The 13999-nt window shown below is 71.2% G+C and carries 13 protein-coding genes and 1 tRNA gene; 4 read left to right on the forward strand and 10 right to left on the reverse strand.

From position 1 onward, the window contains the following. Window positions 1–2057: ATP-binding protein (locus C1J01_RS37485; protein ID WP_438943170.1), on the reverse strand; the 2057-nt coding region annotated here is incomplete at its 3' end. A 62-nt stretch (window positions 2058–2119) separates the two neighbouring features. Here C1J01_RS37485 and C1J01_RS37490 point away from each other — a divergent pair. Then, entirely contained in the window at window positions 2120–2977 is an 858-nt protein-coding gene (locus tag C1J01_RS37490) for an NAD(P)-dependent oxidoreductase (protein ID WP_111183712.1), read from the forward strand. Here the strand turns inward: C1J01_RS37490 and C1J01_RS37495 are convergent. Further along, window positions 2974–4344, reverse strand: coding sequence for a cystathionine beta-synthase (locus tag C1J01_RS37495; protein ID WP_111183723.1), 1371 nt, complete (start codon window positions 4342–4344; stop codon window positions 2974–2976). The two genes, C1J01_RS37490 and C1J01_RS37495, sit on opposite strands and share 4 nt — an antisense overlap. Window positions 4345–4489: 145 nt before the next feature. Between C1J01_RS37495 and C1J01_RS37500 the strand changes: the two genes are divergently transcribed. From C1J01_RS37500 to C1J01_RS37510, 3 genes are all read left to right on the forward strand, one after another. Beyond that, window positions 4490–5455, forward strand: coding sequence for an SGNH/GDSL hydrolase family protein (locus tag C1J01_RS37500; protein WP_111183713.1), 966 nt, complete (start codon window positions 4490–4492; stop codon window positions 5453–5455). 76 nt (window positions 5456–5531) lie between these two features. Then, window positions 5532–6875 (forward strand): outer membrane protein assembly factor BamB family protein, encoded by a 1344-nt coding sequence (locus C1J01_RS37505; RefSeq protein ID WP_111183714.1) that lies wholly within the window; start codon window positions 5532–5534, stop codon window positions 6873–6875. A gap of 75 nt (window positions 6876–6950) precedes the next feature. After that, window positions 6951–8168, forward strand: coding sequence for an acetyl-CoA C-acetyltransferase (locus tag C1J01_RS37510; protein ID WP_111183715.1), 1218 nt, complete (start codon window positions 6951–6953; stop codon window positions 8166–8168). 54 nt (window positions 8169–8222) lie between these two features. On the opposite strand, the gene C1J01_RS37515 is transcribed toward C1J01_RS37510, so the two are convergent. The 8 genes from C1J01_RS37515 to C1J01_RS37550 all read right to left on the reverse strand — a co-directional run bounded on the left by C1J01_RS37515 (window position 8223) and on the right by C1J01_RS37550 (window position 13870). After that, complete coding sequence (locus C1J01_RS37515; protein WP_111183716.1) at window positions 8223–8630, reverse strand: PPOX class F420-dependent oxidoreductase; 408 nt, start codon at window positions 8628–8630, stop codon at window positions 8223–8225. A gap of 57 nt (window positions 8631–8687) precedes the next feature. Continuing rightward, a complete protein-coding gene (locus C1J01_RS37520; protein WP_111183717.1) occupies window positions 8688–8921 on the reverse strand; it encodes a DUF4287 domain-containing protein in 234 nt (77 codons plus the stop codon). Between the two features lie 162 nt (window positions 8922–9083). Beyond that, entirely contained in the window at window positions 9084–9875 is a 792-nt protein-coding gene (locus C1J01_RS37525) for a Bax inhibitor-1/YccA family protein (protein ID WP_111183718.1), read from the reverse strand. A 551-nt stretch (window positions 9876–10426) separates the two neighbouring features. Further along, window positions 10427–10499 (reverse strand) — tRNA-Leu (locus tag C1J01_RS37530). A gap of 49 nt (window positions 10500–10548) precedes the next feature. Then, window positions 10549–11064 carry a peptide deformylase gene (locus C1J01_RS53845; RefSeq protein ID WP_111183719.1) on the reverse strand — a complete coding sequence of 172 codons (516 nt, stop codon included), beginning with the start codon at window positions 11062–11064 and terminating at the stop codon, window positions 10549–10551. Further along, on the reverse strand, window positions 11061–11585 hold the full coding sequence (locus C1J01_RS37540; protein WP_111183720.1) for a glycine cleavage system transcriptional repressor: 525 nt from the start codon (window positions 11583–11585) through the stop codon (window positions 11061–11063). Before C1J01_RS37540 ends, C1J01_RS53845 begins: the two co-directional genes overlap by 4 nt. A gap of 78 nt (window positions 11586–11663) precedes the next feature. Further along, window positions 11664–12980, reverse strand: a complete 1317-nt coding sequence (locus C1J01_RS37545; RefSeq protein ID WP_111183721.1) for an NAD(P)/FAD-dependent oxidoreductase — start codon at window positions 12978–12980, stop codon at window positions 11664–11666. Between the two features lie 95 nt (window positions 12981–13075). Continuing rightward, on the reverse strand, window positions 13076–13870 hold the full coding sequence (locus C1J01_RS37550) for a uracil-DNA glycosylase (protein ID WP_111183722.1): 795 nt from the start codon (window positions 13868–13870) through the stop codon (window positions 13076–13078). Window positions 13871–13999: the final 129 nt, after the last annotated feature.

The following is a 13999-nucleotide window of genomic DNA, read 5'->3' on the forward strand; positions in this document are numbered from 1 at the left end:
TGCGTGAGCAGCCAGTCGGCCAGGGCCTCCCCCGCCAGGTCGAGCCCCTCCCGCCGGACGGACACGGCGGTCTCCCCGATCAGCAACTCCACCCCGGCCAGCCAGACCGCCGCCTCCCCGGCGCCAGGTCCGGTGGCGTTCAGGGCGGTGGTCAGGGAGCGGCGGGCCTCGCGCAGGCGGCCGCGCAGGATCCAGTACCAGGCCAGGGCGTTGACCAGGCGCAGCGGGTGCGGACCCGACAGCGCGAGGCGGAGGTTGGCGGTCTCCGCGTCGAGCCGGGCCAGCCACTCCCGCTGCCCCGGCCCCCTGAGGTCGGCGCGCCCGGCGAGCGCCGTGTAGTAGCGCGCGTGCCGGTCCCTGATCAGGTCGAGCTCCCCCGCCTCGCACAGTCGCTCCACGCAGTACGCGGCCACCGACTCCAGCAGGCGGAACCGCGGCCCGGGAACGCGGACGACCAGCGACCGGTCCACCAACCGGGCCAGCGTGTCGAGCACGTCCACGCCGGGTTCCGCGCACACCTCCTCGGCGGCCTCCAGCGTGCATCCGTCGGCGTGCACGGCCAGCCGCCGCAGCACCACCCGCTCGGCCTCGCCCAGCAGCTCCCAGCTCCAGTCGATGACCGCCCGGAGCGTACGCTGCCGGGCGGGCGCGTCGCGTGTCCCGGCGCTGAGCAGCCGGAACCGGTCGTCCAGCCGGTCGGCGAGCTCCTGGACGCCGAGCGCGCGCACGCGGGTGGCGGCCAGCTCCAGGGCCAGCGGCAGGCCGTCGAGGCGACGGCAGACGGTGGCCACGGTCTCGTCCGGCTCGACACCGGCCCGTGCCGTGAACAGGCGTACGGCCTCGGGCTCCGGCAACGGCGGCACGACGCGTACCCGCTCGCCGGTCACCCCGAGCGGCTCGCGGCTGGTCGCCAGCACCCGCAGCCCGGGAACGGCCCGCAGCAACTCCGCCACCAGCCCGGGAACCGTGCTCCTGTCGGGCGGATCCAGGAGATGCTCGCAGTTGTCGAGGACCAGGAGCACGTCCTTGCCGGCCAGGGCGGCGGCCAGGCGGGAGGTCAGGGGCAGGGCGCCGTCGTCGCGTACCCCCAGCACGGCGGCCACCGCCTCGGACGGGTCGATCGCTCCGGCCAGCTCCACCAGCCACACCCCGTCGGGCGCGGTCACACCGCGGGCGGCCTCCAGCGCGAGGCTGGTCTTCCCGACGCCGCCCGGGCCGGTGAGGGTCACCAGCCGGGCGGCGCCCAGCAGCCCGCGTACCGAGGCGACCTCGGCGTCCCGTCCGATCAGCTCCGTCAGGGGCGCCGGCAGGTTCGTCGGCCCGCCTCGGGCTGCCGCGGGGCGGTGCAGGGCAGGGTCCTGGCGGAGGATGGCCTGGTGGAGCGCGGTCAGCTCGGGTGACGGGTCCACACCCAGCTCCTCGGCCAGCCGCCCGCGCAGCTCCGCGTACGCCGTCAGCGCCTCGCCCTGCCGCCCGCCCCGGTACAGCGCCCGCAGGTGCGCCGCCACCAGCCGCTCGCGCAGCGGATGGCGGGCGACCAGCGAGCCGAGGTCCACGGGCTCGCCCAGGTCGAGAAGGATCTCGGCCTGCTCCTCCAGCGCCGCCAGCCGCGCCTCCTCCAGACCGGCCGCCTCCGCGCGCGCGAACTCCGCGTCGGCGAACTCCGCGTACGCGGGCCCGCGCCACAGCGCCAGGGCCTGCCCCAGCTCCTCCGCCCGCACCCGCGGGTCACGCGAACGACGCCCGACGAGCGCCCGGAACCGCGCGGCGTCGCAGTCGCAGCCCGCCAGCCGGTACCCCCCAGGCCCGTGCAGCACGGCGGCACGGTCGCCGAGCGCCCGGCGCAACTGCGAGACCCGGGCCTGAAGGGTGCCAACAGGGTTACGACCGGCCCGGTCCTCCCACAGGTCCTCGACCAGCCGGTCGGCCGGCACCGGCCCACCCCCGTGGACGAGCAGGTCGGCCAGGAGCGCCCGCACCTTGGGCTCGGCCACCTCGACAGGCCGGCCGTCCTCCGTACGGACCTGCAAGGGCCCGAGCACTCCGAAACGCAGCACACCCATGCCAACCCGTGGCGGACCCGAAGGATTTCCGTAGCGCCGGGCCCGATGGTTGGGGCATGAGCGAAGTGACAGTAGTGGGACTCGGCCCGATGGGGTCGGCGATGGCCGCCGCGTTCCTGGCGGCGGGCCACGAGGTGGCGGTCTGGAACCGTACGGCGAGCAAGGCGGACGCGCTGGTGGACAAGGGGGCCAGGCGGGCGGGGTCGGCGGCCGACGGCGACCTGCTGGTGGTCAGCCAGACCGACTACCCGGCGATGTACGACAGTCTCGGGGAGGCGCGGCTGGACGGGAAGGTGGTGGTGAACCTCAGCTCCGGCTCTCCCGCCGAGCTGCGCGCGGCGGCCGCGTGGGTCGCGGAGCGCGGCGGCACGCTGGTCACGGGCGGGGTCATGGTGCCGCCGCCCGGTATCGGGCAGCCGGGGGCGTACACCTTCTACAGCGGCCCCGAGGACGCGCTGGACCGGCACGCCGCGACGCTCCAAGCGCTCGGCGCTGTCACCTACGTCGGGGCCGACCAGGGGCTGGCGATGACGTACTACCAGGCCCAGCTGCTGATCTTCTGGTCGAGCCTGACCAGCTTCATGCACGCCATGGCCCTGCTGCGCAGGGCCGGCGTGTCGCCGATGGAGTTCCTGCCGTTCGCCCGGGAGACGTTCACCGAGATGGGCGGCGACGGGCCCATGGGGTACGCCAAGATCCTCGCCGAGGAGGTGGCGGCCGGCGTCTACCCGGGTGAGCTGAACTCCCTGCACATGCAGGCCGTCGGCCTCCGCCACGCCGTGGACACGCTGGCGGAGGCAGGGCTCGAGACCACGGTGCCGGACGCGCTCCGGCGGCTCTTCGAGCGCGCCGACGCCGAAGGCCGCGGCGGCGAGGGCCTCGGCACCGTGATCGAGTCGATCCTGAAGCCCTAGTGGTTGGCGAGGAAGCCGAGCAGGTCCTGCCGGGTGATCAGCCCGGCGGGCTTGCCGTCTTCCAGCACGACCGCCGCATCCGCCTTCTCCAGCGCTTCCACCGCACGAGCCACAGGTTCACCACTGCCGATCGTGGGTAGCGGGGCCGACATATGTTCGGAGATCGGGTCGTCGGACGACAGCCTTCCGTGATAGAGGGCTTCGAGGAGGTCGCGCTCGACGATGGAGCCGACCACCTCCGCCGCCATGACCGGCGGCTCCTCCTTCATCACGGGCAGCTGCGAGACGGAGTACTCGCGCATGATCGAGATGGCCGTGCCGACCGACTCGTGCGGGTGGGCGTGCACGAACTCCGGCAGCCCCGCCCCCTTGCGCGCCAGCACGTCGCCGACCAGCCCCTCCTCCGACGACTCGGTCAGGAAGCCGTAGTCGGCCATCCAGTCGTCGTTGAAGATCTTCGACAGGTAGCCGCGGCCGCCGTCGGGCAGCAGCACGACCACCATGTCGTCGGGCGAGGCCGTGGCCGCCACCCGCAGCGCCGCCACCACGGCCATGCCGCAGGAGCCGCCGACCAGCAGCCCCTCCTCGCGGGCGAGCCTGCGGGTCATGGTGAAGGAGTCCTTGTCGGACACGGCGATGATCTCGTCGCAGATCGTGGTGTCGTACGTGGCCGGCCAGATGTCCTCGCCGACGCCCTCCACGAGGTACGGGCGGCCGGAGCCGCCGGAGTAGACCGAGCCCTCCGGGTCGGCTCCGATGATCTTCACCCGGCCGCCGGACACCTCCTTGAGGTAGCGGCCGGTGCCGCTGATCGTGCCGCCGGTGCCGATGCCGGCCACGAAGTGGGTGACCCGGCCCTCGGTCTGCTCCCAGATCTCCGGCCCCGTCGAGTGGTAGTGGGAGTCGGGGTTGTTGACGTTGGAGTACTGGTCGGGCTTCCAGGCGTTCGGGATCTCACGGGCGAGCCGGTCGGAGACCGAGTAGTAGGACTCGGGGTGGTCGGGCGCGACGGCGGTCGGGCAGACGACGACCTCGGCGCCGTACGCCCGCAGGACGGAGATCTTGTCCTGGGCCACCTTGTCGGGCACGACGAACAGGCACCGGTAGCCCTTCTGCTGCGCCACGATGGCCAGCCCGACGCCGGTGTTGCCCGAGGTGGGCTCCACGATGACGCCGCCCGGGCGCAGATCGCCGGACTTCTCCGCGGCCTCGATCATGCGCACCGCGATCCGGTCCTTGACGGAGCCGCCCGGGTTGAAGTACTCGACCTTGGCGAGCACCTGCGCAGGCACCCCCGCATTGACTTTGTGCAGCCGGACGAGCGGGGTGTTCCCCATCAGCTCGACCAGGGAATCGTAAACGCGCACCGAGGTGTTCACCTTCTTTGCCGAAGCTTGATCAGCTTGTCGTCGGCCGAGGTCCCGTGGGGGTGACAGGGCCTCGGCTACTTTCAAGCAAACGCTACCGCCGAGTTCGACCAGGGAGGGCACCTACGTGGTGTGGCCAGCAGGCATGGCGCGGGCGGCACGCAAGATCGCTACCGCGGCCGCATTCGGAGGGGGCGGGCTCACCGCCCTCGGAGCCACGGCGTACGGGCTGCTGATCGCGGAGGGGCTGCTCGCGCGCAAGGCCATCGGCCAGCCGCACGGCCTCGACGGCCCCGCCTCCGACGGCGTCTACGGCGATTTCCCCGGCGAGCCGATCAGGATGGCCATGCTGGGCGACTCGACCGCCGTGGGCCTCGGCATGACCGACCCGGCGAAGACCCCGGGCGTGCTGCTCGCCAACGGCCTGGCCGCCGTGGCCGAGCGCCCGGTGCGCCTGGTCGTGGCCGCCAAGTCCGGCACGCCGTCGGCCGAGCTGACCGAGCAGGTGGACGTCGCCCTCTCCCTGGAGGCCGACATCGCGGTCATCTTCGTGGGCGCCAACGACATCATCACGCAGACGCCGCCCGCGGCGGCCGTACGGCATCTGACCAAGGCCGTGCGGCGGTTGCGCGACGCGGGGGCCGAGGTGGTCGTGGGCACCTGCCCCGACCTCGGCACGGTCCGGCCGATCGCCCAGCCGCTGCGCTGGGTGACGCGGCGCTGGAGCCGCCAGCTCGCCGCGGCCCAGACGGTCGCCGTGGTCGACGCCGGAGGGCGTACGGTGGCGTTCGCCGACGTCCTGGGGCCCGAATTCGACGCAAATCCGGCAGAAATGTTCGGACCGGATCGTTTCCATCCATCTGACCGAGGTTACGCGCAGGCCGCTTACGCGGTGCTACCGTCGGTGTGCGCAGCGTTGGGGCTTTGGCCTGAACCGCACCCCCGGCGCGGCGAAGCACTGCAACCGATATACCTCGCGGCGGCGACGGCCGCGGAGGAGCCCGGCACCGAGGTCACCGCGACCCGGGTCGACGGGCGGGCGACGGGCCTGCACGGCAAGTGGGCGACGTTGCTCCGCCGGCGGCCCGGCGAGCCGCTCAACGACGCCTGACGGCTCAGCGAGACCGCGCCCGGTCACCCTCCGGGCCGGAGCCGCCACTCCCCGTTCTCATTGGAGTGGATTGCCTGTGCTCCGGTCCCTTTGGAAACCGTCCCTCGCCCTCGCCGGAACCCTCGCCGCGACGGCCTGCTCCGGCAGCGACGCGGCCACCACCGAATCCACGACCTGGCACAACACCCACGTCAACGCCGTCAGCCGGATGGCCGTGGCGGCCGGGGTCGTGGCCACCACCTCCATGAAGCCCGACGGCACGCTCGAGACGGTCGCCCTCGGCCTGCGCGACGGCAGGCGGCTGTGGGCCCAGCCGGCCACGATGGCCGGCCGCCTGCCCGGCATGGGCGTCACCACGCCCGCGGTCGTCGAGACGTCGCCGGGCAAGGCCGTGGTCGTCGCCCTCGACCCGGCCAAGAAGGGCCGCTGGAACGCCACCCTCACCGCCCGCGACGCCCACTCGGGGGCGCGGAGGTGGAGCAGGCCGGTGCACTCGACGTTCGGACCGCAGCGGTGCGGGCCCTACGTCTGCCTGTCGGAGCACACCGCCCTGGCCAAGGCGCGCATGGTCGTGCTCGAACCGTCGACCGGCAAGGTGCTGTGGCGGCTGCCCGGCATCTCCGAGGTCGAGTGGTCCGACCGCTCCCGCGTCCTGCTGCTGCGGCTGTCCGCCAGCCCCTCCGTGGAGTCGTACGAGCTCAAGACCGGCAAGCTGCAGTGGCAGCAGCCGATCGAGCAGGCGCTCGGGCCGGGCATCGACATGTCGGGCGGGTGGGCGTTCGGCGCGGCGGGCGACGACCTGGTCGGCTACGTCGCCCCCTACACCCACCCGCAGACGCGGAAGGTCTCCACGTTCGGGCTGTTCTCCGTCAAGATCGCCGACGGGACGATCAACTGGATGCGGCCCTCGGTCGTACGCGTCTACCCGAGCGGCAACCCCGGCCACGCCCCCGTCGTACGCCCGGTGGACCCGCAGGGCTCCTACGGCGGGTTCGCCCGGCTCGACCCCCTGAGCGGGCGGGTGGTCGGCCAGATCCCGGCCGCTGACGTGCCCGGCTCCGGCTGGTGGCTGGCCTTCCCGGAACGCATGGACAAACTGGGCTTCCTCACCCACAACGCCAAGGGCACGGCCTTCGACCTGGCCTCCGGCCATCCGGTGTCGGTCGAGGAACAGCGCGGCTGGTCGTTCTGCGTCACCGACCCCAAGCCGCTGCCGCTGCGCGGCCAGCCGCCGGGCTTCTACTCCACGGCCGCCGTCTGCGAGTACGACCTGGCGACGGGCAAGCGCGTCTCGCCCGCCGCGGCTCCGCCGCTGTGGTTCACCGGCAGCCAGGAGGGCTGGCGGCTGTGGCGCGACGAGAAGGGCGCCGTCCACGCGGTGCACGACCACACGGGGACGACGCCGGGTATGTACGGATAACACCCGGGGGCGGCGCGGGCCTCGACCGAAGAACTGGAATATAGTTCTATTATTAGCGCCGACAAAGGAGGGGCCATGCCCGAGGCAGTCATCGTCGCAACCGCGCGTTCCCCGATCGGGCGAGCCTTCAAGGGCTCGCTGAAGGACATCCGGCCCGACGACCTGACCGTGCAGATGATCCAGGCCGCGCTGGCGAAGGTGCCCCAGCTCGACCCGTCGTCGATCGACGACATCATGCTCGGCTGCGGTCTGCCCGGCGGCGAGCAGGGCTTCAACATGGCCCGCGTGGTGGCGGTGCTGCTCGGGCTCGACAACGTGCCCGGCACCACCGTGACGCGCTACTGCTCCTCGTCGCTGCAGACCACGCGGATGGCCTTCCACGCCATCAAGGCGGGCGAGGGCGACGTGTTCGTCTCGGCCGGCGTTGAGACCGTGTCACGCTTCACCAAGGGCAACTCCGACTCGCTGCCCGACACGCACAACCCGGCCTTCCTGAGCGCGCTGGGCCGCACGAAGGAGTTCGGCAAGGGCGGCAAGACCTGGCACGACCCGCGCGAGGACGGCGACATCCCCGACGTCTACATCGCGATGGGCCAGACCGCCGAGAACGTCGCCCAGATCAAGGGCATCTCCCGCCAGGAGCAGGACGAGTTCGGCGTGCGCTCGCAGAACCTCGCCGAGAAGGCGCTGGCCGACGGGTTCTGGGAGAAGGACATCACGCCGGTGACCCTGCCCGACGGCACGGTGGTCAGCAAGGACGACGGGCCGCGGCCCGGCACCACGTACGAGAAGGTCTCCTCGCTGCAGCCCGTCTTCCGCCCCGACGGCACGGTCACGGCCGGCAACTGCTGCCCGCTGAACGACGGCGCCGCCGCGGTGGTCGTGATGAGCGACGTCAAGGCCGCCGAGCTGGGCATCACGCCGCTGGCCCGGATCGTCTCCACCGGCGTCTCCGGCCTGTCGCCCGAGATCATGGGCCTCGGACCGGTCGAGGCGACGAAGCAGGCGCTGGCCAGGGCCGGCATGGCGATCGACGACATCGACCTGGTCGAGATCAACGAGGCGTTCGCGGCCCAGGTGATCCCGTCGTACCGCGAGCTGGGCATCGAGCTCGACCGGCTCAACGTCAACGGCGGCGCGATCGCGGTCGGGCACCCGTTCGGCATGACCGGCGCCCGGATCACCTCCACGCTGATCAACGGCCTCCAGCACCACGACAAGAGCATCGGCCTGGAGACGATGTGCGTGGGCGGCGGCCAGGGCATGGCGATGATCATCGAGCGCATCGGCTGACCCGCGCCGTCGTGCTCTCCCGGCGCCCGGCCGCACGGCCGGGCGCCGGGCGTGTCAGCCGTGGTGGTCGGGGCCGGCGTGGGCCGGGGTGATGCTCATGATGACGCGGTGTTCGCGTTCCATCGCGGCGCGGTAGTCGTCCCAGTCGGGGTGTTCGCCGGAGATGCCGCGGTAGTAGGCGATCAGGTGCTCCATGGCGTCGGGCAGGGAGATGATCTCCGTGGTGCCGTCGAGCTGGATCCAGTCGCCGTAGAAGCGGTCGGTGAAGACGCACAACGAGACCTGCGGGTCGCGGCGGGCGTTCTTCACCTTGATCGCGGTTTCCCTCGAGCTGATGACCACGCGGCCGTTCTCGACCCCGGCGACGACCGGGGACATCTGCGGGCGTCCGTCGCGATGCCTGGTGAGCAGGACCGCGTGGTGGTTGGCGCGAAGGAAGTCAAGTGCCTTGTCGAGATCCATCCCCTCATGATGACGCGCCCGCGCTGGCGGCGCGGGCGCGGGGGACGATACTGGGGTCTAGATGAAGCCCCGACGGTTACGGCGTTGCCGCTCGTGTTCGCGCACGATGGCGGCGGCGTAGCCGTGAGTGAGCCCGTGCTCGTCGGCGAGCCAGTTGGCCCGCTCGTCGCACCGTAGGAAAGCCGGGCCGTTGTCGATGGCTTGGAACCACTCGGGGAGTTCGCGTCCCGTTATCGTGGGGACCCTTGCGATGAGCTTCGTCTGCGTCTCCGGTGAGTGGTTCAAGGACATGGGCACCTCCGCGGTTAACGCTTCTTTGCTTGACACTGCAACACAGATGTACGGATGGCAACCCCCCGTAAGGGCATCATTTCGTGACGGTCGGTAGATCTTCGATCGCACAGCGAAAAGGGCCCCGCCGGATCGGCGAGGCCCTCATCACGTCAGGGACGGTCAGTCGCTGCTGCTGAAGTAGCTGACCAGCCGCAGCACCTCGAGGTAGATCCACACGAGGCTGAGCGTCAGGCCGAACGCGCACTGCCAGGCGAACTTCTCCGGAGCGCCCTGCCGGACGCCCTGCTCGATCGAGTCGAAGTCGAGCAGCAGGAAGAAGCAGCCGAGCAGGATCATCGCGACGCTGAAGATCCAGCCGAGCGGGGAGTCGGTGCGCAGGCCCAGGCCGCCGTCGACGAAGATGCCGGCGATCAGGTTGACCACCACCAGGCCGAGGGCCGCGAGGCCGGCCGCGATGGTGAACTTCACCAGCTTGGGGGTGACGCGCACGATGCGCAGCGCGTAGACGGTCAGCACCGCGCCGAAGGCGAACGCAGTGCCGAGCACCGCCTGGAACACGATGCCGCTGACCATGCCCTCGAAGACGGAGCTGATCGTGCCGAGGAACACGCCCTCGAAGACCGCGTATCCCAGGATGAGCGCCGGGTTGGTGCTCATGGTGAACGAGGCGATCAGCCCCAGCACCAGGGCCACGACGGCGGCGCCGATGGCGACCATCGGGGGGACCTGGAGATACCAGGCCGCGGCGGCGGCCACGACGAGCGCCCCGAGGGTCAGGAACCCTCGGACCACGACGTCGTCGAGCGTCATGGTCCGGAACGCCGGCCTGGTCGGGGTGTACGACGGTGTGTCGTACATGTTCTGCAACTGGTCGGGGGACGGGGTGGGACCGGCCCAGCCCGTCGCGGCCTGCTGCCGCGACCTGCTGAATACGGGGTTCTTGCTCTGCATCGCTGCCTCCTGTGTCGCCGACCTGCGAGGTGCGGCGGCACCTTGGTCAACTGTGACGCTCAGTTAGATGTTCCTTTGAAACCTACGGCTGCGTTCACAACGAACATGCCCGCCACGGAGTTCCCATGGTCATCCCGAGACGGAGAAATCTTCGTCATGACAGCCCCTGCAGGGGATGCCCGCCCCGGGCGGGGCGGACAGGTCGGGCGGCCATGGGCGCCGGCCTGATTTCACCTGCCGAAAAGTCTCATTGTCAGGTGTAGTCAACCTTTCACGGAAAGAAACGACCGGACTCTCCCGAGAGATTGCATGAAACCGGCACGATGTCAATATCGAGGGGAGCACGATAAGTTTTCAGCCGCGCAAACACGGGCCGCCCGCCCGGCCACGAGAGGGAGACTCTTGCCCGCGCGCTCGGCCCCTACGCCATCGGAGCTGAAGCGCGCCGCGCCGCCTCAACTGAGTAACAACTCGATATCGGCCTCGGGAGTCCGCCTGTCGATCGCGGAAAACCTCCAGGTCAGCGACCTAAAGGGGAGGTAAAGAGGCAGTGCCCCCGGCGGGATTCGAACCCGCACGTCAACCCTTTTAAGGGGTTTGCCTCTGCCATTGGGCTACGGGGGCGCCGCAATCATACGAAACGGACCATGCTTCCGAGGAGCACAACTTCGCATCAAGCGTCACAAGTGTGAAGACTAGTGTGAAGTGATAGGACTCGAGGCACTCTGTCCAAGAAGAGTAGACCGTCCAGATGGTCCAGTTGGTGCTGAATGCAGCGGGCTTCGAAGGCGTCCGCTTCGATGGTGACGGCCTCCCCCGTACCTGGCAAATGCCCATGTACGGTGATACGCGTCGCGCGGGGGACGTCGGCGGTCAGCCCCGCGACGGAGGCGCAGCCCTCGCGCCCCCCGTTCCAGTGGGCGGCGCCCGCGAGCCGTGGATTGGCCACCACGAGCTCCCCGGCCCTTGACCGTGCCTTGGGGTGCCGACCGGCGTCGAAGGCGATGAGGCGCCAACTCAGGCCGATCTGGGGGGCCGCCAGGCCCGCCGCACCGGGCTCCTGGCGCAGGGTCGCGAGAAGGTCGGCCGCCGCGGCCATGACCTCGGGCGCGGTCGGGTCCACCGGTTCGGCCACGGCCGACAGCACGGGGTGGGGCGCCCCGAGCACCTCCCGCGGGGTCCCCTTCACAGCAGGTCCGGTTCGACGGGGCGGAAGGTGATCTGCGAGTCGAGGCTCGCGCCGACGACCGCGAGCCTGCGCATGAGCGCCGCCACGTCCACGTCCTTGGGCAGGTCGACGTCGGCGATCAGCACGTAGAGGCGGCCGGTGAGGCGGGTGCTCATGCCGGTGATGTTGCCGCCGTCGTCGGCGAGCACGGCGCTGACGGCCGAGATGATGCCCGGCCGGTCGGGCCCGTGGACGGTCAGCACGTAGCCGATCCCTTCAGGGGCGCCGCCGCCGTCGTCGCAGAAGTGACGGCGCGCCTCGATGGCGGAGGCGGTCACGACCAGATCGGGAGCGCCCAGGCGTTTCCTCAGCTCGGCGGGGTCGAGGTCGCCCGACACCAGCAGCATCATCGCCACGTGCCCGCCGAGCAACGTCATGGTCGAGTCCTGGATGTTCGCCCCGCACTCGGCGAGCGAACCGGTGACCGCGGCGATCACGCCGGGCCGGTCGACGCCGAGCACGGTCACCGCTGAGAGCCCCACCCCTTGTGCCCCTTCCCATGCGACCAGGGGCGCCGAGACGCCCCGGCGATGATCCGCCGGGGCGTTGCCGTTCCCGGGCTAGCGGCGAGTCGTCGCCACGGCGGCCCTGAACCCCTCGCGCGGGTGCTCCATCTCACCCAGCGAGATGGTCTCGCGCTTGAAGAACAGGGCCAGGGTCCAGTCGACGACGACGCGGACCTTGCGGTTCAGCGTCGGCACCCGCGACAGATGGTAGGTGCGGTGCATGAACCACGCAGGGAATCCGCGAAGCTTGACGCCGTAGACGTTGGCGACGCCCTGGTGCAGGCCGAGACCTGCGACCGATCCGACGTACTTGTGGCGGTATTGCACCAATTCCTGGCCGCGCAGGTGGCGGACGATGTTGTCGGCCAGCACCTTGGCCTGGCGCACGGCGTGCTGGGCGTTGGGCGCGCAGAACTGGCCGGGGTTGGTCACGTCGGGCACCCCGGCGGCGTCGCCGGCCGCGAAGGCGTCGCGCGTGCCCGCCACGGTGAGCAGGGCGGTCGTCTTGATCCGGCCGCGCTCGTCGAGCGGCAGGTCGCTGTCGTTGACCACGGGGCTGGGCTTGACGCCGGCGGTCCACACGAGGGTGTCGGCGTCGAATTCCGTGCCGTCCGAGAGGACGACGTGGCCGTCCGTGCACGACTCCAGGCGGGTCTCCAGCCGGACGTCGATGCCGCGCTCGCGCAGCTGCTCCAGGGTCCACTTGCCCATCTCGGGGCCGACCTCGGGCAGCACCCGGGTGGTGGCCTCCACCAGCACCCAGCGGATGTCGGACGGCTTGATGTTGCGGTAGTAGCGCGTCGAGTCCTTGGCCATGTCCTCCAGCTCGGCCAGCGCCTCCACGCCGGCGAACCCCGCCCCGACCACGACGAAGGTCAGCGCCCTGCGCCGCACCGCGGGGTCGTCGGTCGACTCGGCCACGTCGAGCAGGTGGAGCACGCGGTTGCGCAGCGCGATGGCCTCGCCCACGGTCTTGAAGCCGATGCCGATGTCGGTGAGACCGGGGATGGGCAGCGTACGCGAGATGGAGCCGGCCGCCATCACGATCACGTCGTAGGAGAGCCGGCGGGCCTCGCCCTCGGCCGGTTGGAACGTGACAGTGCGCCCGGCGTGGTCCACCTTCGTCACCGTGCCGTTGAGGATGTGCGCCTTCGGCAGGATCCGCCGCAGCGGGGCCACCATGTGGCGCGGCGAGAGGTTACCCGCCGCCGCCTCCGGCAAGAAGGGCTGGTAGGTCATGTAGGACTGGGGGTCGATGATCGTGATGCGGGCATCGCCACCGCGCAGCTCACGGTGGAGCTTGCGCTGCAGCCGCAGCGCCGTGTACAGGCCGACGTATCCGCCGCCGACGATCAAGATGTGCTTGTTCATCCTGAGGCCCCATCCCTCGTGGAGTGCTTGTGAAAGCATTCACAAGCTTACGTCAAGCGCTCTCGACGAAGCCAATCCGGACGTGGTGGGACGCGTCACACAGCCAGTGACCTGGCCCTGGTGAAGACGTCGTCCAGCATCTGGGCGGTGACGCGGCCGGTGAAGGTGTTCTGCTGGCTGGGGTGGTAGCAGCCGAGCAGGGTCACGGGGCCGCCGGCGTGACGGAGCTCGACCTCGGCGCCGTGCCCGAACGGCGGGCGCAGGCGCGGCAGCTCGTACCCGGCCTCCTTCAGCACGGGCCAGACGGCCTGCCAGGCGTAGCCGCCGAGCGCCACGATCACCCGGACGTCCTCCGTCACGAGCGCCAGTTCGCGCGACATCCACGGCTGACAGGCGGCCTTCTCGGCGGGCGTCGGCTTGTTCGCCGGCGGGGCGCAGCGCACCGGAGCCATCACCCTGGCCCCGAGCAGCTCCAGCCCGTCGCCCGCGTGCGTGCTGGTGGCCTGCGAGGCCAGCCCGCAGCGGTGGAGCGAGGCGAACAGCCAGTCGCCGCTGCGGTCGCCGGTGAAGATGCGCCCGGTCCTGTTGCCCCCGTGGGCGGCCGGGGCCAGGCCCACCACCAGGATTTGCGGGTGCTCGTCGCCCCACCCCGGGACGGGACGGCCCCAGTAGGTCTCGTCGGCGAACGCGCGCCGCTTCACCCGGGCGACCTCCTCGCGCCACTCCACCAGGCGCGGGCAGGCGCGGCAGACCGACTGCCTGGCCGTGAGCTCCGCGAGGGTGTCGCTGGTGGCGGCGAGGCGGCGCACGTCGGCGGGGTCGAGGGCGACCGGGGTGTCGGCGGTCGCCGGGTCGTCGGGCCAGCCGGTGCCCGGGGGTACGAAGCTCATGACACCGATCTCATCACCTCGACCGGGCCGGTGAGGGCGCCGGGGTGTCGCCGGGCCCAGGGCTCACGCTGACGGCGGGCTTCGGGCCGGCCGGCTCGGGGGTGGCGGCCGTGGTGGCGGGCTCGGGGG

Origin of the sequence: Nonomuraea aridisoli, from assembly GCF_003236395.1 — a bacterium.
Classification (GTDB): Bacteria; Actinomycetota; Actinomycetes; order Streptosporangiales; family Streptosporangiaceae; genus Nonomuraea; species Nonomuraea aridisoli.